General features: G+C 70.9%; 20 protein-coding genes and 1 pseudogene. 12 read left to right on the top strand and 9 right to left on the bottom strand.

Features of this window, described 5'->3' with window-relative positions; translation table 11 throughout:
- Positions 1-246: 246 nt before the first annotated feature.
- Entirely contained in the window at positions 247-795 is a 549-nt protein-coding gene (locus ACWC2B_RS20080) for an SRPBCC family protein (RefSeq protein ID WP_450718619.1), read from the top strand.
- A 33-nt stretch (positions 796-828) separates the two neighbouring features.
- Here ACWC2B_RS20080 and ACWC2B_RS20075 read toward each other — a convergent pair whose 3' ends face one another.
- The 6 genes from ACWC2B_RS20075 to ACWC2B_RS20050 form a co-directional block, all read right to left on the bottom strand.
- Entirely contained in the window at positions 829-1,497 is a 669-nt protein-coding gene (locus ACWC2B_RS20075) for a DUF5825 family protein (protein WP_450718335.1), read from the bottom strand.
- Between the two features lie 42 nt (positions 1,498-1,539).
- The gene (locus ACWC2B_RS20070) at positions 1,540-3,477 is read right to left on the bottom strand and encodes a RiPP maturation radical SAM C-methyltransferase (RefSeq protein ID WP_450718333.1); all 1,938 of its coding nucleotides are present in this window, start codon (positions 3,475-3,477) and stop codon (positions 1,540-1,542) included.
- 206 nt (positions 3,478-3,683) lie between these two features.
- Positions 3,684-5,573 carry an alpha/beta fold hydrolase gene (locus ACWC2B_RS20065; RefSeq protein ID WP_450718331.1) on the bottom strand — a complete coding sequence of 630 codons (1,890 nt, stop codon included), beginning with the start codon at positions 5,571-5,573 and terminating at the stop codon, positions 3,684-3,686.
- A complete protein-coding gene (locus tag ACWC2B_RS20060; RefSeq protein ID WP_450718329.1) occupies positions 5,570-6,877 on the bottom strand; it encodes an MFS transporter in 1,308 nt (435 codons plus the stop codon). The genes ACWC2B_RS20065 and ACWC2B_RS20060 overlap by 4 nt, the downstream gene beginning before the upstream one ends.
- Before the next feature lie 570 nt (positions 6,878-7,447).
- Positions 7,448-8,599 (bottom strand): hypothetical protein, encoded by a 1,152-nt coding sequence (locus ACWC2B_RS20055; protein ID WP_450718327.1) that lies wholly within the window; start codon positions 8,597-8,599, stop codon positions 7,448-7,450.
- Positions 8,600-8,897: 298 nt separating this feature from the next.
- Positions 8,898-9,815 (bottom strand): LysR family transcriptional regulator, encoded by a 918-nt coding sequence (locus tag ACWC2B_RS20050; protein ID WP_450718325.1) that lies wholly within the window; start codon positions 9,813-9,815, stop codon positions 8,898-8,900.
- 143 nt (positions 9,816-9,958) lie between these two features.
- On the opposite strand from ACWC2B_RS20050, the gene ACWC2B_RS20045 reads away from it, so the two are divergent.
- From ACWC2B_RS20045 to ACWC2B_RS20000, 10 genes and pseudogenes are all read left to right on the top strand, one after another.
- Positions 9,959-11,008 (top strand): YncE family protein, encoded by a 1,050-nt coding sequence (locus tag ACWC2B_RS20045; RefSeq protein WP_450718323.1) that lies wholly within the window; start codon positions 9,959-9,961, stop codon positions 11,006-11,008.
- A gap of 360 nt (positions 11,009-11,368) precedes the next feature.
- Entirely contained in the window at positions 11,369-12,781 is a 1,413-nt protein-coding gene (locus ACWC2B_RS20040) for a family 2B encapsulin nanocompartment shell protein (protein WP_450718321.1), read from the top strand.
- 97 nt (positions 12,782-12,878) lie between these two features.
- Positions 12,879-14,141 (top strand): family 2 encapsulin nanocompartment cargo protein terpene cyclase, encoded by a 1,263-nt coding sequence (locus ACWC2B_RS20035; RefSeq protein ID WP_450718319.1) that lies wholly within the window; start codon positions 12,879-12,881, stop codon positions 14,139-14,141.
- Between the two features lie 17 nt (positions 14,142-14,158).
- The gene (locus tag ACWC2B_RS20030; RefSeq protein WP_450718617.1) at positions 14,159-15,040 is read left to right on the top strand and encodes a geranyl diphosphate 2-C-methyltransferase; all 882 of its coding nucleotides are present in this window, start codon (positions 14,159-14,161) and stop codon (positions 15,038-15,040) included.
- A gap of 74 nt (positions 15,041-15,114) precedes the next feature.
- Positions 15,115-15,171: pseudogene (locus tag ACWC2B_RS20025) on the top strand (hypothetical protein); the annotation flags it as partial.
- Positions 15,163-15,459 (top strand): hypothetical protein, encoded by a 297-nt coding sequence (locus ACWC2B_RS20020; RefSeq protein WP_450718615.1) that lies wholly within the window; start codon positions 15,163-15,165, stop codon positions 15,457-15,459. The pseudogene ACWC2B_RS20025 and the gene ACWC2B_RS20020, both read left to right, overlap by 9 nt.
- Before the next feature lie 261 nt (positions 15,460-15,720).
- Positions 15,721-16,650: a universal stress protein gene (locus ACWC2B_RS20015; protein WP_450718317.1), complete on the top strand. Its 930-nt coding sequence runs from the start codon at positions 15,721-15,723 to the stop codon at positions 16,648-16,650.
- A gap of 145 nt (positions 16,651-16,795) precedes the next feature.
- Positions 16,796-17,263 (top strand): cyclic nucleotide-binding domain-containing protein, encoded by a 468-nt coding sequence (locus tag ACWC2B_RS20010; RefSeq protein WP_450718315.1) that lies wholly within the window; start codon positions 16,796-16,798, stop codon positions 17,261-17,263.
- 11 nt (positions 17,264-17,274) lie between these two features.
- Positions 17,275-17,958, top strand: a complete 684-nt coding sequence (locus tag ACWC2B_RS20005) for a CBS domain-containing protein (RefSeq protein WP_450718313.1) — start codon at positions 17,275-17,277, stop codon at positions 17,956-17,958.
- Positions 17,959-18,020: 62 nt separating this feature from the next.
- Positions 18,021-18,716 carry a response regulator gene (locus ACWC2B_RS20000; protein ID WP_450718311.1) on the top strand — a complete coding sequence of 232 codons (696 nt, stop codon included), beginning with the start codon at positions 18,021-18,023 and terminating at the stop codon, positions 18,714-18,716.
- 8 nt (positions 18,717-18,724) lie between these two features.
- Here the strand turns inward: ACWC2B_RS20000 and ACWC2B_RS19995 are convergent, their stop codons facing one another.
- Both ACWC2B_RS19995 and ACWC2B_RS19990 read right to left on the bottom strand, forming a co-directional pair.
- The gene (locus ACWC2B_RS19995; RefSeq protein WP_450718309.1) at positions 18,725-20,434 is read right to left on the bottom strand and encodes a GAF domain-containing protein; all 1,710 of its coding nucleotides are present in this window, start codon (positions 20,432-20,434) and stop codon (positions 18,725-18,727) included.
- Positions 20,435-21,246: 812 nt separating this feature from the next.
- Entirely contained in the window at positions 21,247-21,756 is a 510-nt protein-coding gene (locus tag ACWC2B_RS19990) for an RICIN domain-containing protein (RefSeq protein WP_450718307.1), read from the bottom strand.
- A 620-nt stretch (positions 21,757-22,376) separates the two neighbouring features.
- Between ACWC2B_RS19990 and ACWC2B_RS19985 the strand changes: the two genes are divergently transcribed.
- Entirely contained in the window at positions 22,377-23,312 is a 936-nt protein-coding gene (locus ACWC2B_RS19985) for a hypothetical protein (RefSeq protein ID WP_450718305.1), read from the top strand.
- Between the two features lie 31 nt (positions 23,313-23,343).
- Here ACWC2B_RS19985 and ACWC2B_RS19980 read toward each other — a convergent pair whose 3' ends face one another.
- The gene (locus ACWC2B_RS19980) at positions 23,344-23,742 is read right to left on the bottom strand and encodes a cytochrome P450 (RefSeq protein WP_450718303.1); all 399 of its coding nucleotides are present in this window, start codon (positions 23,740-23,742) and stop codon (positions 23,344-23,346) included.
- Positions 23,743-23,854: the final 112 nt, after the last annotated feature.

The raw sequence follows: 23,854 nt of genomic DNA, 5'->3' as shown, positions 1-23,854 counted from the left end.
GCTATCACGAAGGTTATTGACGGCCATCGCGGCAGAGTGTTAGAACTTCTAGCGAACGGCAACATATATAAACCTCCTTCGGGTGGCGGGCACTTCCGTGTCCGTACACCTGGCTACTCACTCAAGGGGAACGTCATGTCAGCCTCAGCAGCAACGTCGTCCACCGGGCCGGACCGGCGCATCCGCAGGGCCGGCTTCCGCGCCGCCCTGGTCGCCGTTCCACTCGCCGTCGCCGTCCTCGGGACCATGGCGACGCCCGCCGGCGCGACCCCTCACCCGGGCAAGTCGCTCACCTGCCGCGGGGAAGGCGTCGACCCCGATGCCCGGGTCCGCTACCGGACCGAGACCGTGATCCACGCGCCACTGAGCACCATCTGGAAGCTGCAGACCGATGTGGAGCGGTGGCCGTCCTGGCAAGCCGTGGTCAAGACCTCGGAACGGCTCGACCACGGCCCCCTCCGGAAGGGCTCGGCCTTCCACTGGACGACGCCGGTGCCGCCCAACCCCTCAACTCCCGCCACCAGCCTGGACATCACCTCGACCGTCCAGCAGCTCAAGCACAACTCCTGCATCCGCTGGACCGGCCCCGCGACAGGTGAAGGGCTGCACATCGACGGCGTCCACGTATGGAACTTCACCAAGGTCAAGGGCGGCGTCCGCGTGACCACGGAGGAGACCCACACCGGCCCCCAGGTCGACGCGAACGTCCCCGCCGCGACCCACATACTCCGTGACGGCCTCGAAGGATGGCTGCGCGACCTGAAGAGCGCCGCGGAAGCGGACGGGTCACGCTGATTCACCGACCTCGCGTGCGCCCCGTCGCAACGGTCAGATCGCCATCGCCTCCTGGATCCAGCGGTTCACCCGGTACGGCATCCACCACGCGAGCCCGCCCACCTCCAGGACCAGACGCTCCTCCCGGAAGTCGGCGAGTACGGCGGCAGGTACAGATTCGGTCGGGGCGCCGTAGGCCAGGGTCTCGATGACCTGCTGGTATTCCGGCTCGTCGGCGGTGAAGCGGCGCAGGTCGCCCCAGCGGCGGTCGCGGATCTGGACGAAGCCGGGGCCCTGCCGCCACAGGCACTTGCAGAGGTAATGGCCGTCCCGCCACCGGCGCAGGTCGCCGGTGGCGTCGGCGGGTCCGTCCAGGCGTCGCGGCGGTTGGAGGTGGCTGAGGGCGCGCCAGGTGTCGTCGGCCGCCGCCGGGTCCAGCCGCAGTTTCCACTCGACCAGGAGGGCCCGTGCTGTCAGGTCCCGGACGAGACTCAGGCAACGTACCGCGCGTTCGGCGGCCGCCGGGTCGGCGAGGTCGACCGTATCGGGCAGCCGGACGCGGCGGGCGCCCTGCTCCCACAGCCGGTCGCTCTCCTCGCCCATGGGGCCGGTCAGTTCCACCTCGCCGAGGTACATCCCCGGCAGGGCGCACGCTTCAGGGTCGTAGTCGCGCCAGGCTGCGACCATGACGGCCTCGGTGGCGTTGGTGAGGGCGGTGCTCATCGGTGCTGCTCCTCCTGATGCCGGGTCGGGGCACTAGCGGGTTCAGACGCTCACGGGCTCGGGCGTGGTGGGCTGTTCGGCCGCGTCCATCGCGGCCTGCGCGTGCCGCATGAAGTCCAGGCGCAGCAGGTCCTCGTTGACGGCCGAGGGTGCGATGTGGACGTACTGGCCGCCGTCGGTGAAGACGAGCCCCAACTCCAGCCAGGCGTCGAGCAGTTGCCGCACCTCGCGCTCGTCCCGCGCGGCGCTCTTGGCACGGGCCGCGGCCTTGCGGGTGAGCGCGCTGATCGTGTGCGGCTGGTCGAGGAGGCGGAAGACGATCCGTTCGAACGGGTCGGTCAGCTCCATCGCGCGCCAGGCGAAGGCGCGCCGCCTGCTCACCAGGACGATGCGGTCGCCCAGGTCGGTGTGGGTGAGCCGGGCGTCCGCGTGGTGCTTCTTCCACGCGTCGAGCGCGTTGTTGAGCGCGGTGACGGTGGGCTCGGTGATGCCGCGCTGCGGGGCCTCGAAGACGTAGGCGAGGTCGTAGAGCTCGGACTCGGGCAGGTCGTAGGTGAAGCGGTAGTGCTCCTCGGGGCGCAGTCCGTCGAAGCCCAGCTCGGGGCGGTTGAAGTACGGGCTGAAGCGCTCGATCGCGATCCGTGCGGAGAGGTCGACCGGTGGGTCGAGGTGTTCCAGGGCGGGGATCTGGGCGATGACCGGGTCGTAGTCCTCGGCGGTCTCGCCGGGGAAACCGTGCAGGTAGTTCCAGGCGACGGAGAGGCCGGTCTCGGCACCGTCGCGCAGCATGCGGACGTTCTGGCAGCCGCTGACGCCCTTGTCCATCAGGTCGAGCACCCGGTTGTTGAGGCTCTCGATGCCCGGCTGTACGTAGATGAGTCCGGCTTCGGCGAGCGTACGGAGCTGGCTGCGGCGCATGTTGGCCTTGATCTCGATGTGCATGCGCAGGTCGTAGCCGCTCTCCATGATGCGCGGCAGCACCGTGGTCAGGTAGCCCATGTCGAGGATGTTGTCGACGAGGTACATGTCGAGCACCCGGTGCCGCCGGGCGAGCTCCATGATCTCCTCGAAGAACGTGTCGGGGCTCTTGGAGCGGAACTGCATGAACGAGCCGTTGAGTCCGCAGAACGTGCAGTGGTGCTTCTCGCCCCACCAGCAGCCGCGGGCGCCCTCGACGACGAGCTTGGGCTCGACCCAGTTGCGGGCCACCGACGCGGCGAGGCGTTCGAAGTAGCCGCTGTAGTCGGGGGCCAGGATGGTGGCGGGCGGCAGCGGGCTCGTGGCCATCGGGTTGACGACGCTCTTGCCGTAGGTGTCACGGTGGCACAGGCCCGGCACCCCGTTGAGGGCCTCGCCCCGGGCGCCTTCGCCGATCGCGGTCAGGAGCTGTGGGAAGGCGGACTCGCCCTCGCCGCGGATCACATGGTCCACAAACGGGAAGTTGCGGTGGACGGCCTCGCCCTGTTCGCCGTCGCAGTTGGCGCCGCCCATGACGGTCACGATGTGCGGGGCGAGCCGCTTGACGTGTTGGGCGGCGGCGAGGGCCGCGGTGTTCTGCTGGAAGGTGGAGGTGAAGCCGACGACATCGGGCGCGTGGTCCACGATCCGCCGGGCGATCATCTCCACGAACTCCGGTACCTGGCGGTGCAGTTCCTGTGACATATGCAGCCGGGACTTGCGCAGTTTGCCCTTCATCGCGGCCGCGAACTCCTGGTCCCGCCAGGTGGGGTCGTCGTAGAGGGCGGAGGAGAACACCCAGTCGCCGCAGCCCATGAAATAGGAGGAGAGGGCGTAGTACTCGTAGTCGTCGGCGGTGAATTCCGTACGTTCGGTGATCCAGTCGGTGAATTCGAGATTGGCGTGCAGGACCTCGGCGCGGGCGCCCGGCACGCGTTCGTCCACGCTGCGTTTCAGGATTCCCAGGGCCAGCGAGGGAAGGTCGATCGGCGACCAGGGCATATTGACCAGCAGGACACGCATGTCGGCTCCTCGGGAAGGTGCGGAGACGTGACGGAAGTAGGGCCCGGGGGGCCGGAGTGGGGTGGGTCTTGCCGGCCGGCCCGGCGGCGAACCGCCGGGCCGGCCGTGAGGGTCAGTCCTCTTCGCCGTCCTCGGCGTTGCGGAACGGGACCTTGATGGTCACGCCGACGCTCGGCTTGCGGTTCTCCTCGTCACCCGCGAGCGGGTCATTGTGGATGATGTCCTTCTGCATGGCCGGAACTCCTCTCTGTGTGGGTGGTGCCTGTGCCTGTTCCGGCGGGCGCCGTAGAGCGCGCCCGTCCGGAATCCCCGCTCCGGTCGGAGCGGGGCGTCTTGGGGGTGGTGCGGGGCCGTCCGCGCAGTTCGCGGTCGAGGAAGACCACGGCCCGGCGCAGGACGGCGACGTGGTCGTCTGCCTCGTAGCCGTCGTGGCCCGTGTCGAGCCACATCGACTCGTGGCGTACGCCCGCGAGTCGGAGGGCGGCGAGGTAGTCGCGCACCTGGCCGGGCGGGCACTTGGCGTCCCGGGTCGCGGCGGCGACGAGGAGGGGTGCCTGGACGGCGTCCGCGTAGTGGAGGGGTGAGCTCCGCTCGTACCGTTCGGGCACCTCGTCGGGTGTGCCGCCGAACAGCCGCTCGTCCAGGGCGCGCAGGGCCTCGGTGGTGGTGCGGTAGGCGGCCGCGCAGTCCGCGACGGGCTTGACGGCGACGCCCGCCTGCCACAACCCGGGGTGCACGCCGAGGGCGAGCAGCACCAGGTAGCCGCCCCACGAGGTGCCCCAGAGTCCGACCGCGTCGGCGCGCAGGACACCGCGTGCGACGAGGTCGGCGCGGACCGCGACCAGATCCTCGACCTGAGTGAGCCCGACGCCCTGGCCGAACGAGCGCCGCCAGCGCGGCCCGTACCCGGTGGAGCCCCGGTAGTTGACGCGTACGACGGCGAAGCCGGAGGCGACCAGCGAGTGCACCACCCCGTCGTAGGCGTCCCGGTCGTGGTCGCCGGGCCCGCCGTGCACCAGGAACACCGCGGGTACCGCGCCCTTACGTCCTTCAGGCAGGCTGAGCAGCGAGTGCACCGGTCCGTCCGGTCCCGCCGTCCACAACTCCCGGTGTTCGCCGGGCACTTGGCCGGGGATGCCGTGCGTGGGAGGCAGCGGGGTGCCCGCGGTGGAGGCCATGCGGGGCGGTGTCGCCGTGTCCGTCCAGAGGTAGTGCACATCGGATCCGGTACGGGGCGCGGCATCGAGCAGGGTCCCGCGCGGTGTGGGTACGGGTTCGACGGTGCGCTCCGTCAGGCCTACGCGGTGCAGGGTGCTGCGGCCGTGCCGGTCCTGGCGGACCAGGAGAGAACGGCCGTCGGGGTGCCAGCGGGCGGTGATCTCGCTGTCGAAGGCGCACCAGGAGTGGATGGCGAGTCCTGTCCCGGGGCTCCAACTGGCCAGCAGATACTGGTCGTTGACCTCTTGGACGAGGAGCAACTCGGCACGTCCGGCGGCTGGGGCGAAGCCCAGTGACCAGAGTCGGCCGCCGGGTCCGGCCCCGTTCCCGTCCCCGGCCAGTACCGCGCGTGTGGTGCCGTCGTCGGCGAGGACGGTCACGGCCCGCGCCGAGCCGGCCGCGCCGCTGAGCGCGAGGAGGCGGCCGTCGGGGGTGATGCCGGACAGGGTGGCGTGCCCGTCGACGCGTGTCACCTCGCGGGCGGCGCCTCCGCGCGGGCCGACGTGGACGGCGGTCGACCGGCCGTCCCCGACGCCCATGGCGACGCGCGCCTCGTCGCCGACGGCGAGACCGCGCGGCTCGCCCTCGGGCACACCCGTCAGGCCCGGCAGGTCGGGGCCGCCCTCGAACGGCTGGAACCGCCAGCGTCCGGTGCCGTGCTGGTCCTCGTCGAACCACCACACGTTGGCGTCGCGGTCGATCGCGCCGTGCAGCGTGCCGTGCGGGCGGTCGGTGACCTGGCGGGTCCGGCGCGTGCGGGCGTCCCAAGTGAACACCTCGCAGCGGCCGTTGGCGTCGCCGGTGAACACCATCCTGGTGGGCTCCGCGGCACACACCTCGGGCAGCGCGGCCCGGTAGACCTGGTAGCGGCTGGTCATGCCGTCACCGCCGCCAGCCGGGACCGCACGACGGTCGTCCGCCATGCCAGCGCCGCGAGGACCGCCGCGCAGACCACGGCGGGCGCGGCCGTCCCGACCCTGGTCGCGCACACCCCGGCCAGGACCGGCGCCAGCGCGGCGGACCCGCCGACCGCGCTCGTAAGGACCGCCGCGGTACGGGCCTGCAGCCCGGGCGGGGTCTCCTGCAGGGCCCGGGACTGGAGCACGACGCCGACCAGCGGCATCAGCAGGCAGAACACCCCGAACAGCGCCCCGTACATCCAGGGCCCGTCGGCGGTGGCGAGCGCGGCCGCGAGCGGAACGAGCAGCCAGGTCACCGTCACAAGCAGCCGCGCGGCGCCTATCCGGCCCGCGATGCGCGGCGCGGCCAGCGAGCCGACGAGCCCCGCGGCCCCGGACAGCGCGAGGACGAGCCCCATCGGCCCGCCGCCGTGGCCGCCCTTCTGGAGGGTGAAGACGGCGCCGTAATAGAGCGCGACGATCACGCCGTTGACGGTGGCGCTCCACGTCAGGACCAGCCGGAGTAAGGGTGAGGTGCGGACGAGAGCGAGCCCGGCGCCGAGCTCGTCCCGGATGCGGCGGGCGGGGTGTGACCGGGGGTCCGGAGCTGCCGCGCGGCCGTGGTCCCGGTCCGCCTCGCCATCCACCCCGGATCCCGCACCCCTAGGCCCCTGAGGTCGCAGATCCGAACTCAGCGCCCGTACGCATCCGGCGGCGACGGCGTAGGACACGGCGTCCGCGAGGAAGGGCAGGGCGCGGGCGGCCTGGTAGAGCGCACCGCCCAACGCCGGTCCCAGGATCAGCGCGCCCTGGTCGCCCGCCGCCAGCCCGGCCACCACGCGGGGGCAGTCGGCAGGCGGGACGATCATGGCCACGGTGCCCGCGGCGGCGGCCTCGTACACGGCGGTGGAGAACCGCTCCAGCAGGACCGCGCCGAGCAACAGGGCGAGCGGCGGGCTGCCCGCGGCCACGGCCACCGTCACGCCGGCCATGGCGAGCGCCGAGACCGTCGCGGACCAGAACATCACGGGTTTGCGTGCGCCCCGGTCGGCCGGGACCGCCGCGAGCGGAGCGAGCAGCAGGCCGGCCGCCGTGGACACCCCCGCGACGAGTCCGACCACGGCCGCCGAGTGGCCGAGTCCGAGGAGCAGCAGCGGCAGAACGACCCCGGATGCCTGCGTGCCGAGCGCGTCGGAGGCGCTCGCGCACCAGAACAGCCGGACGTCACGGGACAGGGAGCGCCGGGCCGCCCGCTTGCCGGTGGCTGTGGAGCCCGGGCTCATCGGCGCCCGACTAACGCTGCAGATGTCCCCGATGCGTCCGGGGACTCCGGTTCACGCACAGCCACCCCACAGTTGGTCAAGTTGCGAAGAATATGTGCAGGAATCGAAACGAGCGGGAGCCTAACCAGGCGCCCGCCGGACTCACAAGGGTTCCGCCACCGAGGCCGGAATCGAACTCCGTAAGGACCGGGCAAAGAAACCGATTGCTTGATCGGGAGCGCGCGTCCGTCCGAAGGTTCGCCTCGGGCCGGGCGAAAGGGAAAAAGAACAAACCCGTCCCGGGCACGGGGACACGACCGTGCTCCTGCGCGGTCACTTCGCGCAGGCGAACATCCAGGCCGAACGGGCCAGTTGATGCACCCCGTCCGGCATATGCACCTTCCCGCCGGCGAACCGGTGACCACCCCGGGGCCCCGAACACCCCGCATCCGAAAGAGCGCCACCGCCTGCCTCCCCAGCCCGCTCGGCGCCCCGGGGGCGCTCTCCGACGGCGATCCCCCGGAAGGGTTCCGTCCGGTGCGGTCATTGGCCGGAAACATGCGGAGTGGGTGGGGGCGAAGGGGGCGTGCCCTACTTGTTGGGCCCCCGGAAGCGGCCGAACGCCTTCGTGATGGCGCCGAGCGGGGAGGCGTCCGTCTTGACCGGCCTCGGTCCCGGCAGCCGGGGTACACCGTCGCCGCCGGTCGCCTCGGCGAGCGCGGCATGCGCCGTCTCGGCGGCCTCCCGGTACAGGTCGCGGGAGTTGGTCATGACATCGAGCGCCTCGGCGTACTTGGCGACCATGCCCTGGGCGTGCACCAGCTCCTCGTCCGGGGTGAGCAGGTGCCAGCCGAGGCGCAGCCGCCTGAGGGCGGGCTCCGCGTCGGTCGGCATGGGCTGCGGCAGTGCGGCGAACTCCCTGATCCTGTCGAGGAGTTCGGTCGGTTCCGTGCCGTCCAGGAAGACGGTGCGGACGGTGTATCGATCCGCGTCGTACCACGGGCTCCGGGGCACTGTGGGCAGGACGACGGCTCCGCCGCGCGGCATCCGCACGCTCAGCTCCCGCTTCATCGCGAAGTCGGCGATCTGCGCCTGCTCGGGGGTGCCCCGGTGCTCGATCACCCGGTGTCGCAGGCTCGGCGGCAGGAACGTCGAGATCGGCCGCTGCCCCATCGCGTCCGGCGTCATCGCCTCGTGCACCACGACGTGGATGAACCAGCTCTGCCGGGTGCAGTCCCGCAACAGGTGGCGCAGCTCGTCGTCGTCCTTCGGCAGGTGGTTGGTGCTCCGCAGGCGCAGGCTCGGCAGGGTGTCGTGGTCCCAGGCGATCTGGTCGCTGTCGGGCCAGAACATGGTGGCGGGCGAAGGCCATTGCACGTCCCAGGCCCGTTCCGCCTCGGCGGCGATGACCCAGCCGACGCCCTCGTCCCCCTTGCGGCGGGTCTCGGGTTCGTACGTGGTCAGCTGGGCGCGCACCGTGACGTCGTCGGCCACGCGCCAGCGGGCTTCGAAGAGACGGCGGGCCGAGGGTCCGGGGTCGGCGGCCTCGTCCCGCGGGTGCAGGACGGTGGAGCGGGCCGCCTCGACAGGGTCGAGGTCCAGGAAGTCGTCGAGCACCCCGGCCGCCTTGAGGGCGATCAGGTTGCGTCGGACGTCCCGCTCGGGCTCGGGCCCGAGGTGGCGCCCGCGCCCCAGCCACGCGGTGTCGGGGACGGTGGTCGAGGAGGTGCTGTTCTTGGCCATGGAGTCGTTCTGTAGGCGATCGGGGCCCGACCAGTATGCTATGTGGCCCTCCCGATGTAATCAGCGCCATGTCCATGACTTCACGACGCTGTTTGGGCCGTACGCCGCTGAGCTTCACAGCCGGCGTGAAGGGTGGCGGTCGTTCCGAGGGGGTCGAGCGGGGCCGGTACCGGGGTGTGCACGGCCGCGTACCCGGGGCCTTCCCCAGGCGCAGCGCGCGCAGCACTTAAACCATCGGACGGGCCCGGCCGGCACGTTCCCTGCCAGGGCGGGCACCGAACATCGCGGTCTCCAACGGTCAGCCGCGCATGTTCTGGTCCTCCGGCCCCGGCGGGGTGAGGACTGCGGCCGCCACGTGGTCGCGGAACCAACTGTGGCCGGGGTCGGCGGAGTTGCGGGGGTGCCAGGCGATGCCCAGGTCGATGGGCGCCACGTCGAGGGGGATGGGGAAGGTGCGCAGCCCGAGCGCGGTGGTGGTGCCGGGGAGCCAGTCGGCCAGGGTGAGGGCGACGAGGTCGGTGTCCCGCGCGAGGATCATCGCGCTGGTGTGACTGGGGACGACGACCGCTACGCGGCGCCGCAGCCCGTGTTCGGCGAGGGCCTGGTCGATGGGGCCAAGGCGTTTGCCGAGCCGGGAGATGCCTATGTGGTCGGCGGCGGCGAACCGGCGGGCGTCGATGCGCTTCCCGAACAGGGGATGACCGGTGCGAGCGACTCCCACCAGCGTCTTCTGGGTGATGTGCCGGGTGCGGATTTCCGGATCCAGCTGCCCGAGGACGCCGAGTTCGACGTCCACCGCGCCCTGCCGCAGCGCGGGCCCGCCCTCCAGTGCCTCGGGCAGGAACACCACGTCCACGTGCGGGGCCGCCGCCCGGACCCGGTCGGTCAACGGCCCGGCGACGCCCGCCAGGATCAGGTCGGTCGCCTGCACGGTGAAGGTGCGCTGGAGATGCACGGCCTCGAAACCGGCCCCGGGCCGCAGGACGTTGTCGCAGCCGCGCAGCAACCCGCTCACTTCCTCGCGGAGTTCGAGGGCCCTGGGCGTCGGCACCATCCCTTGACCCGCGCGGACCAGGAGCGGGTCGCCCACCGCGCGACGGAGCCGGGCCAGGCTGCGGCTGACCGCCGCGGGTGACGTACCGAGGCGCTCGGCGGCGCGGCTCACGCTGTTCTCCTGGAGCAGGGCGTCCAGGACACGTAGCAGGTTGAGATCCACAAGATGCTCCTGAGCTGTGTTTTTGCGCTGGAGTCAATGATTGGGCAGCAATTCTTGCATTGTTGCCGGGCCTTGTCGGGCGAAGAGTGGAGGTGTCCGCGAGAACGGCGGACCAACCACCCACCGCGTGAAGGAGCTCAGCCATGCGACAGTCCCCCCGTTCCGGTCGAGAAGGCGATGTGCTGGCCGTGGTCAGCCAGACCGGACCCTCGGTCTCGTTCTTCGACGCCGCCTCCGACCACTACCTCGGCTCGCTCGAAACCATCGCCCAGCCCCACGAGTTGTGCTTCGATCCGGCACAGCGACTGCTGTGGTGCTCGATCACGTACGACTCGGGCTTCTACGGCGCGAACAGCGGCCGGCGCACCCAGCTCACCGTCATCGACCCGGACACCCGGCGCATCGTCGAGGTCGTCGACATCGCGCCCGAACAGGCCCCGCACGGGCTCGCGTTGGATGGGGCGCGCGGTCGTCTGTATGTCACCGTGGAGGGCGCCGACGACCGGACCGGCGGCGTCCTGGTCATCGACACACAGACGCGGCGGCCCCTGGGCCGGATCGACACCGGCGCACCGGGCCCGCACTGGGTCGCCATCGACGCGGCCGGGAAGACGGGGTACGTCACCAGCAAGGAGGCGCCTTTCGTGTCGGTCCTCGATCTCGAACGGGGCGTACTCACCGCGAAGGTCGAGGTGCCGGGCAGCGAGGGGCTCGCCGTCTCCGCCGACGGAACGCGAGCCTTCGTCGCAGCGCCGTTCCTGGGCTCGCTCGCCTCCGGAGGGACAACTCCCCCTGGAATCAAGGTCATTGACATCAGTACGGCATCAGTCGTCGACACCCTGCCGCTGGAGGACACCGCGATGCCGGTGCACCTCACCTCGACGGGACGGCTGCTCGTGGGCGAGGTACGCGTGGAGGACGATCCGACGTCCGGCGGCAGTCGCATGGCGCCCGGCCGCCTCACGGTGTTCTCGGCCGACACCCACGAGCGGCTGGGTGACATCGAGGTGGGGCCCTGCCCGCTGACCATCACCTCGTCCCCCGACGGCCGGCTCGCCTATGTGGCCTGCCACACCTCGTCCACCGTCGAGGTCATCGACCTGGAGACGCTCAAGACCCTGGCCCGCCTCGACCACGCCGCGCTGGGTGAGTCGGGCGCCCACGGCCTGGCCTACATACCCCACCCGGCCTGACACCCGCAGCTCGGAGGGGACGCCCCAAGGCTCCCCGGCGAGGCCCCTCGCCCCGGCGATGAGACAGGTCCCCCGGACACGACGTCCGGGGGACCTGTCAGGCGTTCGAAGCAGAACGGGAGCCGCCGGGTCGCCCCGTCGAGCGTGTCCGGATTTCGCCGGTAGTCGGGCAAACATCCCGCGGGCGCGATCATCGTTTCGAGCGAATGCGCCCGGCTTCTCTTGGTCCAGGGGGCGAACCGGCCATTACTGTCCTTCTGGCTCCGGACGGATTTCCGTTCGTGCACCCCGTTTTCCCTCCTCCTGCCCGGCGGCGTCCCCGTACGCCCGTCACCGCCCTGACCAAGGAGAGCTCGCCCGATGACTGTTGATTCGAGCCCCGACACTCAACTGGAGCCGCCACGGCAGTCCAGCCTGGGCACGGCGGCCGCCCGCAACCTCGCCACCACGACCAAGTCCGCCCCGCAGATGCAGGAGATCTCCGATCGCTGGCTGCTGCGGATGCTCCCCTGGGTGGAGACCAAGGGCGGGGTCTACCGGGTGAACCGCCGCCTCACCTACACCGTCGGCGACGGGCGCGTGGAGTTTGTCCAGGACGGTGCCACGGTCCGGGTGATTCCCCGTGAGCTCGGTGAACTGGCCCTGCTGCGCGGCTTCGACGACCTGGAGGTGCTTACCGCCATTGCCGACCGGTGCGTCCAGCGCGACTTCGGGGTCGGCGAGACGCTGGTCGAGCGCGGTGCGCCCGCGGACCGGCTGCACCTGGTCGCGCACGGCCGCATCAGCCAGACCTCCGTCGGCGGGTACGGCGACGAGCTCGCCCTGGACGTGCTCGGCGACGGCGACCGGTTCGGGGAGAACGCCCTGCTCGACGAGGACGCCCGGTGGGAGCACACCGCCACCACCGAGACCTCGGGCACCCTGCTCACGCTGTCCCGCGCCGACTTCGCGGCCGTACTGTCCGGCGCGCCGAGCCTCCGGGACCACGTCGAACGGTTCAAGTCGCTGCCCCGCCAACGGCAGAACCATCGCGGCGAGGCGGAGATCGCGATGTCCGCCGGCCACCACGGCGAACACGGCCTGCCCGGCGCGTTCGCCGACTACGAGCTCAAGCCCCGCGAATACGAACTCTCGGCCGCGCAGACCGTTCTGAAGGTCCACACCAGGGTCGCCGACCTCTTCAACGGGCCGATGAACCAGACCAAGGAGCAACTCAGGCTCACCGTCGAGGCGTTGCGCGAGCGCCAGGAGCACGAGCTGGTCAACAGCCGGGAGTTCGGGCTGCTCCACAACGCCGATTTCAAGCAGCGCATCCAGCCGCGCTCGGGACCGCCGACCCCGGACGACTTGGACGAGCTGCTCTGCCGCCGCCGCGGCTCCAAGTTCTACCTGGCGCACCCGAGGGCGATCGCCGCGATCGGGCGGGAGTTCAACGCACGCGGGCTCTGTCCGGACCAGGTCGACCTCGGCGGTCAGCGGGTGCAGGCCTGGCGCGGGGTCCCGATCCTGCCCTGCAACAAGATCCCCATCACGAAGGAGGGGACCAGCTCGATCCTCATCATGCGTACCGGTGAGGACAACCAGGGCGTCATCGGCCTGCATCAGACGGGTCTGCCGGACGAGTACGAACCGGGTCTGTCGGTCCGCTTCATGGGCCTCGACGAGAAGGCGATCACCTCCTACCTCGTCAGCACGTACTACTCCGCCGCCATCCTCGTGCCGGACGCGGTCGGCGTCCTCGAAAACGTGCAGATCGCCCGCTGGTCCAGGTAACAGACCCTCCCGCTCGGCATGCCGCCACCCCTTTCGGGTCGGTCGCGCATGCCCGGAACACCCTGGGACAGCAGCCCATCCCACCAAGGAGCCATGGATGCCCGCGCCTGAGCCGACACCGCCGCAGTCGAGCCTGCCCGAGGCCGCCGCCAACTTCGGGGCGTACGTCCTCGCCGACGCCGCGGCCCGCGCCCGCGACATCACGGCCGCCACCGGCGGCCCACCCGGGGCACCTCCCGCGCCCGCCCCGTCACCCGACGTACCGGCACCCAGCGCCGGACTGGAACGGATCCTGCGCGGCCCCACCGGCCTGGGGACGGCGGGCCTGCGCCTGACCCTGCCGGAAGAGCCGCCGAGGCCGTCGGAGCCGGCGGCGGTGCGGGGCACCCCGATCCCGGGCCTCTACCACCACCCGGTGCCCGAGCCCGACCCGGTGCGGGTCGAGGAGGTCAGCCGCAGGATCAAGTCCTGGGCGCTGGACGAGGTTTCCCTCTACCCCGACGACTGGGAGGAGGAGTTCGACGGCTTCTCCGTGGGCCGCTACATGGTCGGCTGCCATCCGGACGCACCCACCGTCGACCACCTGATGGTCGCCACCCGCCTGATGGTCGCCGAGAACGCGGTCGACGACTGCTACTGCGAGGACCACGGCGGCTCGCCCATCGGCCTCGGTGAGCGCCTCCTGCTGGCGCACACCGCCCTCGATCCCCTGCACACGACGCGGGAGTACCAGCCGGAATGGGCCAAGTCGCTCCACTCGGACGCGCCCCGGCGGGCGTACCGCTCGGCCATGGAGTACTTCGCGCAGACGGCGACCGCCTCGCAGACCGACCGGTTCCGGCACGACATGGCCCGGCTGCACATGGGCTACCTCGCCGAGGCCGCCTGGGCCCAGCAGGACCACGTACCCGAGGTGTGGGAGTACCTGGCGATGCGCCAGTTCAACAACTTCCGCCCCTGCCCCACCATCACCGACACCGTCGGCGGCTACGAACTGCCGGCGGACCTGCACGCGCAACCCGCCATGCAGAAGGTCATCGCGCTCGCGGGCAACGCGACGACCATCGTGAACGACCTGTACTCGTACACCAAGGAACTCGACGCTCCCGGGCGGCACTTGAACCTGCCGGTCGTGATCGCCGAACGTGAGGGCCTCTCCGACCGGGACGCCTATCTGAAGTCGGTCGAGGTCCACAACGACCTCATGCACGACTTCGAGACCGAAGCCGCGGCCCTGGCCGCCGACTGCCCCGTACCCAGTGTGCAGCGCTTCCTGCGAGGCGTGGCCGCATGGGTCGACGGCAATCACCACTGGCACCAAACGAACACCTATCGCTACAGCCTGCCGGACTTCTGGTAGGAAGAATGGACTCATCTGTGACCAGCACCGAACTCACCGCCGCCGAAGCCTCCGTCTACATCCCCGGCCCGACGACGCCCTATCAGGGGGACATCGCCCGGTACTGGGACGGCGAGGCCAGGCCCGTGAACCTGCGGCTCGGCGATGTCGACGGCCTCTACCACCACCACTACGGCATCGGCGAGGTCGACCACGCCGCGCTCGGTGACGCCGACGACAGCGAGAGCGAGAAGAAGCTGATCACCGAGCTCCACCGGCTGGAGTCGGCGCAGGCCGACCTCCTCCTGGAGCACCTCGGTGACATCGGGCGCGAGGACACCCTGGTGGATGCCGGCTGCGGCAGGGGCGGCTCGATGGTGATGGCGCACCAGCGCTTCGGATGCAAGGTCGAAGGGGTCACCCTGTCGGCCAAGCAGGCCGAGTTCGCCAACCGGCGCGCGGGCGAACTCCGCATCCAGGACCATGTCCGCGCCCGCGTCTGCAACATGCTCTCCACACCGTTCGAGACCGGGCAGGCCGCGGCCTCCTGGAACAACGAGTCGAGCATGTACGTCGACCTGCACGACCTCTTCGCGGAACACTCCCGCATCCTCAAGGTCGGCGGTCGCTACGTGACCATCACCGGCTGCTGGAACCCGCGGTACGGCCAGCCCTCGAAGTGGGTCTCGCAGATCAACGCGCACTTCGAGTGCAACATCCACTCGCGCCGCGAGTACCTGCGCGCGATGGCCGACAACCGCCTCGTCCCGCAGACCGTAATCGACCTCACCCCCGACACCCTGCCGTACTGGGAGTTGCGGGCCACGTCGTCGCTGGTCACGGGCATCGAGGAGGCGTTCATCAACTCGTACAGGGACGGCTCGTTCCAGTACGTCCTGATCGCGGCCGACCGAGTCTGACCCCCGGCTGACCGGGCCGGCCGTGTCCCGGGGCGGGCCTCCCCGGGACACGGTCGGCCCATCGGTGGCCACCCGCCTCAAGCAACGGAAGCGTGGCGGGAACGACCGGCCAGAGCCGCCGCATGGAGGCGCTGGCGATCTCGACTGGTGGCGTCGGCGGTGTCTGCGCCAACGCCCACCTGGCCGACATCGGCTGGCAGGGCTGGGCGTGCGGCCGGGACGGCGATGTCGTAACAGTGGGCACCACCGGCCAGTCGCGGCGGATGGAGGCGCTGGGCGTCCAGGTCGGCACGGGCAGCGTGGGGGCCCAGGCACATGTGGAGGGCTACGGCTGGCTGAGCTCGGTCAGCGGAAACCCGGTCTATGTGGGAACCACGGGTCAGTCACGGCGTCTGGAGGCCGTACGCATCTGGGTCTGAGCCCCGGTGTCTGACACCTGATGTCCGATGTCTGACAGGGGTGGTGCCGGTCCGCGCGAGGCACCACCCCTGCCGGGCCCTCGGGAAGGTATGTGCCGTGTTCGCGCATCCGGGTGCGATGGCGAAGGCGGGTGCGGCTGCCGCCATGGTCTGGCGGTGTGGGGCCAGGGCCGAACGGCCCCGGGCGTGGCCGGGCGGCCCCTGCCTCCGGGGTCTTGGTCGCGCGAGACTGGAGTGACACCCCGCGAAGGAGGCCTGCTCATGACACACACCGTGACCGTTGGTCTGGACGGCTCCACGGAGAGCCTCGCGGCCGCCGACTGGGCAGCTCGTGAAGCGCTGCTGCGTGACGTGCCGCTGCGACTCGTGCACGCCTGGGTGTGGCAGCCGCCCTACAGCTACACGCCGATGGCGGGAGTCTCCGCCCCCGAGCCCGTGGTCGAGGAGCAGCGCCTGTGGGCGGAGTCCGTCCCGCGCAAGGCCGAAGCCGACCTGTCGGCCCGCCACCCCACGCTGCGGATCACCACCGACCGGATCCCGGATCTCCCCGTCCCCGCCCTGCTCGCCGCCTCCGCGGAGACCGACCTGCTGGTCCTTGGATCGCGGGGGCTGAGCGGCCTGACCGGCTTCCTCGTCGGCTCGGTGGGACTCGCGGTCGTGGCGAGCACCGAGTGCCCGGTGGTGATGGTGCGGGCCGGGGAACGCGCCGAGGACGAGCACCGCCCGACGGACGCCGCCGGGCTCCCTTCCACCGGCTCACCGTTCCGTGACGTGGTGGTCGGAGTGGATCTGGAACATCCGGTCGACACCGTGACCGACTTCGCCTTCGAGGCCGCTGCCCGCCGCGGAGCAGCCCTGCGCGTGGTTCACACCTGGACACTGCCGCCCTACTACTACGGCTACGGCGGGGCACTCGACCCCACTCTCGCCACCGAACTGGGCGGGCAGGTGCGCCACACGCTCAGCGACACCCTGCGTCCCTGGCGCGAGAAGTTCCCGGGGGTCGAGGTGATCGAACAGACGCCGATGGGCGGGGCGGGCCCCTGCCTGCTCGACGCCTCGCGCGACGCGTCCCTGGTGGTCGTCGGCCGCAGGCACCGCCGCGCGCCCCTCGGACCGCACATCGGCCCGGTGACCCACGCCGTCCTCCACCACGCTTCGGCGCCGGTCGCGGTCGTCCCCTACGGCTGAGCACTGCCGACGCGGACTGCCGACGGCCGTTCGGCCCACAGCCGGGGCCACTCGGCCCTGCCATGCCACAAGGTGGGAGCGCAAGCTGAAATCGCGACCACGAGGCCGCCCGCGACAACGCGCGGCCTGGGGAACGGAGACAGTGATGAAGGGGACCAGACAACTCCTGGACGCCTTGCCACCCGAGGCCCGGGAACGGCTGCTCGCCCTCTCCCGCGAAGTCACCTTCGCGGCCGGCACCCGCATCTTCTCGGAGGGCAGCCACGCCGACCGGTTCTGGGTGGTGCAGAACGGGCGCGTCGAGCTGGACGTCCACGTGCCGGGCCGCAAGTCACCCGTGGTCGAATCCCTCGTCCCCGGCAACCTGGTCGGATGGTCATGGCTCTTCCCGCCGTACACCTGGCAGCTGGGTGCCACAGCGGCCACCGACGTCCACGCCCTTGAGTTCGACGCCGTCGCGGTACGCGCCCTGTGCGACGAGGACCCGGTGCTGGGCCAGGCCCTCGCACGCGGCGTCGCGGAAGTCGTGGGACACCGCCTGCGCGCCGCCAGGATCCGCCTCCTCGATCTCTACGGTCCGTACGGCAGCGGCAATACGCTGCCTCTGCCCTGAGGGGATGCGCCGTGAACGAGTCGCCGTACTTCGTGAGTGATGTGATGTCCCGCCCGGTGGTCGCGGTGGTGCGCGACGCGCCGTTCAAAGAGATCGCCGAAGCGCTGGCGCGGTGGCGGGTCAGCGCCATGCCGGTGCTCGACTCCGAGCGCCGGGTCATAGGCGTCGTGTCCGAGGCGGATCTGCTCCTGAAGGAGGAGTTCCGCGGCCTGGCCTCGAAGGGTTCCGGGCGGGTGCGCCGTCCGGTGGAGCTCGCCAAGGCTGGAGCCTCGGCCGCCGAGGACCTCATGACCAGCCCCGCGATCACGGTCCACGAGGACGCGACGCTGCCTCAGGCGGCCCGGATCATGGCGGTCGAGAAGGTGAAGCGCCTGCCGGTCGTGGACGCCGAGGGGCGGGTGTGCGGCGTGGTCAGCCGCTCGGATCTGCTGAAGGTGTTCCTGCGGACCGACGAGGACCTCGCCGCCGAGATCCGCACGGGCGTGGTGCAACGGCTGGCCGCGGTGTCCGGCGGCGATGTGCACGTCCGGGTCCGCCAGGGGGTCGTGACGCTTGGCGGGACGCTGAACGACCCCAGGCTGGTACCGGTGGCGATACGCCTGATCCAGGCCGTACCGGGCGTGGTGCGGATCGAGTCGACGCTGACCGGTCCGCGCGATGCTTCGGCAGGCATCTGCCCAGGGGCGGACGATTGAGACGAAGCGGCACTGACAAGAGGCCACCGTTAGGGCCGATCGCAGTGCCTGGAGAGGCAGCCATGACCGAGACACCGTCCTTCTCGGAGGAATCACCGATCAAGGTGTTCCTGCTGGACGACCACGAGGTCGTACGGCGAGGTCTGCACGACCTGCTGGACGCCGAGCCCGACATCGTGGTGATCGGCGAGGCGGCGACTGCGGACCACGCCTTGGCCAGGGTCCCGGCGCTGCGGCCCGACGTTGCGATCCTGGACGTCCGGCTCCCGGACGGCGACGGCATCAGCGTGTGCCGTGAACTGCGCTCGCGCCTGCCCGGCCTGGCGTGCCTGATGCTGACCTCGTTCGACGACGACGATGCACTCCTCGACGCGATCATGGCTGGGGCAGCGGGTTACGTCCTCAAGCAGATCAAGGGAACCGATCTCCTCACGGCGGTACGGACCGTGGCCTCGGGCCAGTCGATGCTCGACCCGGCGACGACCGGTCGGCTGATGAGCAGCCTGCGCCACGACGACACGCCGGAGATGTCGCCGGAAGAGAGCGCGCTGGCCCACCTGACCCCGCGCGAGGTCGGGATCCTCGCGCTGATCGGCGAGGGCAGGACCAACCGGCAGATCGGCAAGGAGCTGTACCTCTCCGAGAAGACGGTGAAGAACCACATCTCCCGGCTGCTCGCGAAACTCGGCGTGGAGCGCCGGATCCAGGCGGCGGTGCTGGCGGTCCAAGTTCATCCGGAGCCGCGGGAAGGGGACTGACCGCACGGTCAGGACAGGCTCCTCAGCGGAACCCGCCACTCCAGCAGGGTGCCGCCCTCGGCGCCCTTCTCGACGGTCAGCTCTCCCTTGAGCCGCAGGGCCCGCTCCTCCAGATTGCCGAGGCCGCTGCGGCGTCCGCCCCCTTCGCAACCCACCCCGTTGTCGCCCACCGCCACGGTGAGCGTGCCCCGCCGGACGGTCAGGGCGACATCGGCGCGCGTTGCCTGAGCGTGGCGGGCCACGTTCGAGAGCGCCTCCACCAGCACGGCCAGCGCCTCGTCCACCACGGCACGGGGTACGTCCGTGTCGAGCAGGCCTTCCATACGCAGCGACGGGGTGAACCCGAGCCCCGACACAGCCTCCTCCACGGCCCGTGCCGCCCGCACCCGCAGCCCGGAACCGGGCTCGCCCGCCTCGTGGGCGCGGAGTCCGAAGATGCTCGACCGAATGATCTTGATGGTCTCGTCCAGATCGTCCACGGCCCTCCGCAGGCGCTCGACAGCCTGCGGATGCTCGACAAAACGCTGGGCGCTCTGCAGCGTCATCCCCGTCGCGAAGAGCCGCTGGATGGCCAGGTCGTGCAGGTCCCGCGCGATGCGGTCGCGGTCCTCCAGGAGGCTCACCTGCTCGGCGTCCCGCCGCCGGTCGGCGAGCTCCAGAGCGAGCGCCGCCTGCCCGGCGAATCCGGGCAGCGGTGTCGTCTCCGCGTCGCTGAACGGCGCCCGCCCCGCCTTCCGGGCCAGCACCAGCACACCCCTCACACCCATCGGCACGGCGACCGCCGGCCCCAGCCCCTTCCACCGCTCGGGCTCGAAGGTGATCTGCGGATCGTTCGCCACGTCGGAGGACACCACCAGACCGGACCGGCGCAGCGCCGTGCCCGCGAGCGTGCCCTCCGTAGGCACGGTGCGCCCGCGATGGTCCTCGGCGCCGACCCCCAGCGCCAGCACGCCGCGCAGCTCTGCCGCGCCCTCCACCACCAGGTCAACGACGCCGAGGTCCGCCGAGGTGATCTGCCGGGCCCGCTCCACCATGGCCTCCAGGACCCGGGCCTCCGGCATCCCGGAGAGCAGGCCGCCGGTGAATTCCGCGCTCGCTTCCAGCCACACCTCGCGCAGCCGCGTCTCCTCGTACAGCCGGGCGTTCTCGATGGCTACGCCGGCCGCGGCCGCGAGCGTGGTGAGGACGGATTCGTCCTCCTCGTCGAACTGGACGCCTCCGCGCTTCTCGGTCAGATACAGGTTTCCGAAGACCTCGCCCCGCACCCGGATGGGAACCCCGAGGAAGGAGTGCATCGGCGGGTGGTGGGGCGGGAAGCCGGAGGATGCCGGGTGCTCCGACAGCTCGGCCAGGCGCAGCGCTTCCGGATGCCGGATCAGCTCGCCCAACAGGCCGTGTCCCGACGGGAGTTCACCAACCTTGGCACGCAGCTCGTCGGCGATCCCCACCGGCAGGAACTGGGCGAGTTTCTTCCCCTGTCCGATGACCCCGAGTGCCCCGTACTCGGCATCCACCAGCACCACGGCCGTCTCGACGACGCGTCGCAGCACCTGCGGCAGATCCAGTTCTCGCCCGACGGAGAGCACCGCCTCCAGCAGGGTGTGCAGGCGGTCCCGGGTCCCCTTCACGGCGGCGACCCTGGTCTGCAGCTCTTCGAGCAGTTCGTCCAGCCGCAGCCGCGGCAGCCGCCCGGGCTCCCGTTCCCTGTCCCCAGTCATCAGCGCCTCCGCACGCATCCGCCGGAAGGGCAGCGGCCCCCCTTCCACCGTAGCGAGGGGAGACCGGCCCTGCTCAGCGGTCGCGGCAGTACGGCCGGTACTGGCCGAGCACCCCGAGCCATCCTGGCTGCGCCGGACGGCGCTGTCTGTGCTCTTCCCGGCACAGGTCGTCTGCATGCGGCCGGTGCGGACGCCAGGGGCTACCTGCCCTACGCCGAGCCGACGGACAACCTCGCGCCCCATCCGCATGTCCGGCCTCAACCAGCCCGCCGATCTCGCCGACCCGCTCCCCCTGAGGTGAGAGGGTGGCCAACTAGCCCTCACAATAGGGCTGTTGGGCCCCATCGGGCAGGGAATGTCGGCCCTTCCCCTCGCCACCAAGTCCACGAGACAGTGAGTGAAGGAACGAAGTGCGGGCGAGTATCTTCTCTCCCGTGCCGACCAGCCGGCCCGGACCTTCGCTCCCGCGGGGTGTCATCCCGAACCGGCTCTCCCCCGGCACACCCCGGACAGCCCTGGCGGCACCATGAAGGACGGAGGTGCCGCCACGGGCGACGGGCCCCGGGCAATGGCAGGCAGTCAGCGGGCGGAGCCGGCGGCCCTGATCTTCCTCAGGCCATGGATGCCGACGCCGAGTACGCGGACGCCGGCGCCGGTGACGACAGCGGTCACGGGCAGGGCGAAGGCGAGACCTGCCCTGCATAGCCGCACGGAAAGGCGGCGACGGCCGGTCAGAAGCACGGGGAGCGGAACGGCCTTCACCTGCCTGGAACGGAAGCCGCACCGCGTTCCGCATCCTGGCTTGTGGGCTCCTACTGTTGGTGCCACCTGTCGTACTGGTCGGAGGGATCGCAGGGCGTGGTCTGCACGAGGGTGCCGTTGCGCACGCTGGGTGTGGACAGGCAGAACCCGCTGGACGCGTTCTGCCACACGTCGTACCAGCCCGAGGGCGGTCCGTTGGGGTTGTCGGCGAAGTAGACGCGCCACTGCTGGGCGGGGTTGGCAGCGTTGCAGAACGCCATGGTGACCGTGCCCGTCCCTGCGGCCGGCGCGGTGATGCACCATCCGGTGCGCTGGTTGGTGAAGGTGAACAGGCCGGTCTGGGTGTTGAACCCTTCAAGCCACTTCTGCTCGGAACCACCGCTGCACGACCACATCTGGAGCTTCGAGGCGTTCTCGGTGGCGTTGTCGAGACAGTGGCTGGAGTTCCAGACGTTGATCGGGCTGAAGCCTGAGGCATGCGCAGGCGTAGCGGCCAGGCTGAGGGCCAACATGGCCAACACCGCGGTGGCGAGCGTGAACAGTCTGCGTCGTAGGGACATGCGTCCTCTCCCGGTTTCTCACAGGTGACACGCGAAGGGCCCGAACGACATCCGGCGTGTGCCGAGCAAAGAGTCCGAGCGCCGCGAGTCTTGAGGTTGCCCGCTGGAGACGCCGGCGAAATGCTCCGGTCAGGCAGCGAGAGTCTCCCACCCGGGCCTGCGGCCGACAACGGGCTTGAGGCTCAACGTTCAGGTTCCATAAAAGGGTTGATCACTGCGAGGCGGGTGTCCGTGAAACGGGCGGTCGTGGTGCGTTGGGAGTGGGCCACGAGGATGACGCGTCCACCCGGGAAGCGAAGCCGGCTCGCCTCTGGTTCTTCGGTCGGAACGGGTCCGGCATGACGCATCCCGCGTTCACGCCCGAGTCATGGGTCATGAACCCCAACTGTGCGGTGCCGCACAGATGGTGGGCGATGTACGCCGTTTGCCGGACTCCGCCCCATCACGGCGTGTCTCCAGGAACCGGACAGGTGCATCAAGGGCACCGCAGGAACGCGGTCCGGCATCCTTGCGTATGCCTGGTCGATGTCTTTCCCTTCCGGCTGGAGGATCCTGGCCAGAACGTGCCGGCCGTTGAGGACTACTCCCCCGGTCGGCCTGACGACGTACCGGAGGTGCCCATGGGATCAGGAGCCGACAACGCCGGTGACGACATGGTCGTGGGCCGGACCAACGAGAGCGAGGAGCGGACGGTTCTGGTCGCCAAGGGCGGGGCCGAGGGCGGCTACGGCGAGGACTACGTACTGCGGGTGGCGATCGAGGACGATCAGGTCCTGCGGTTCGTGCACGAGGGCGTGGATGCCGTCCACACGAAGGGCACCATCGCCTTGCCGCTCGGCGGATCCCCGGGCACCGTGCCGCCCGGCAACGGCCTGGTCGCCACCGGGGCGAACGGCGTCGTCGGCTATGTCCACGCCGCGCCTCGCGACAAACCGCACGAGCAGCAGGTTCAGGCGGGCGTCCTGGGCTCGGGCACCGCCGCCCTGCCCGGTGTCTTCGGACGCGGAGCGGCGGGGGTGGTCGGCTATTCGTCCGGGGCGGCGCGGGACACCGCCTGGGAGGCCGCGGATCCCTCGGCGGTGCTCGGGCGGGCCACCGGCATCGGGGTACGTGGCAAGGGCGACGACGGCGGCGTGCGCGGAGAGAGCGAGAACAACTTCGGGGTCGAGGGGAAGAGTTCCCTGGCCTCCGGCGTCCGCGGGGAGAGCGCTCAGGACGCCGGTGTCCAGGGGCAGGGCTCCCCGGGCGTCTGGGGCCTCGGTCCGGGAGCCGCCAACGGCGGCCTGTTCACATCCGAGGCGGGAGCCCAACTACGTCTCGTCCCACGTGAGTCGAGGCCACCGGGGCCCTCGGGCCCGACAACGCCCAGCGCGGTCCTCATCGACGGCCGCAACCCCGGTCCCGAGCTTCCCAGGAACGGCCGGGCCGGCGAACTCACCACGCTCCAGGACCCGTCCGGCACCTGCACCCTGTGGTTCTGCGTCCACGATTCCGGCGAGGCCCCGGCCCGCTGGGCCCAGATCCTGCTGGGCCCGACGTTCGACGGCCGCGCCTGACGCCACGGATCCGGTCCCTGCCAATCCCTGCCTAACGCAGGGTGAGGCGGCCATGGAAGTTCTCCGGGACCGGGGCGAAGCGGAGGGCCATCGTGACGGCAGCCGGGTCGGCGACCGTCAGGCGGTAGCGCGTGCACAACAGGTGGCACAGCGCCATGAGTTGAACCGTCGCGAAGTCGGCGCCGACGCACCTCTTGGGTGCCCAGCCGAACGGGACGTAGCAGGTGCGGTCCGCCGGGCCGTGCGGGGCGCCGGGCAGGAAGCGGTCGGGGTCGAAGACGTCGGGCTGTTTCCAGATCCGCTCGTCACGGTGGATCATGTGCGGGCTCAGCAGATACCACTGGCCCGGCTCCAGTCGGGTCTTGCCGAGATCGAAGGCGTACTTGGACCGCCGTACCAGCAGCAACGGCAGGCTCCACATGCGCAGCACCTCCTTGACGAACCGGTGAGAGCCTGTGTCTGAACCCCGTCCGGATCAGGCCGGGGCGTCTGGTGCGTGCGATCGCAAGGCGCCGGAAGGTCCTCGATGGGGGTACCCCCTG

The organism is Streptomyces sp. NPDC001415 (assembly GCF_053597395.1).
This window is presented reverse-complemented; position numbering and strand designations above follow the sequence as displayed.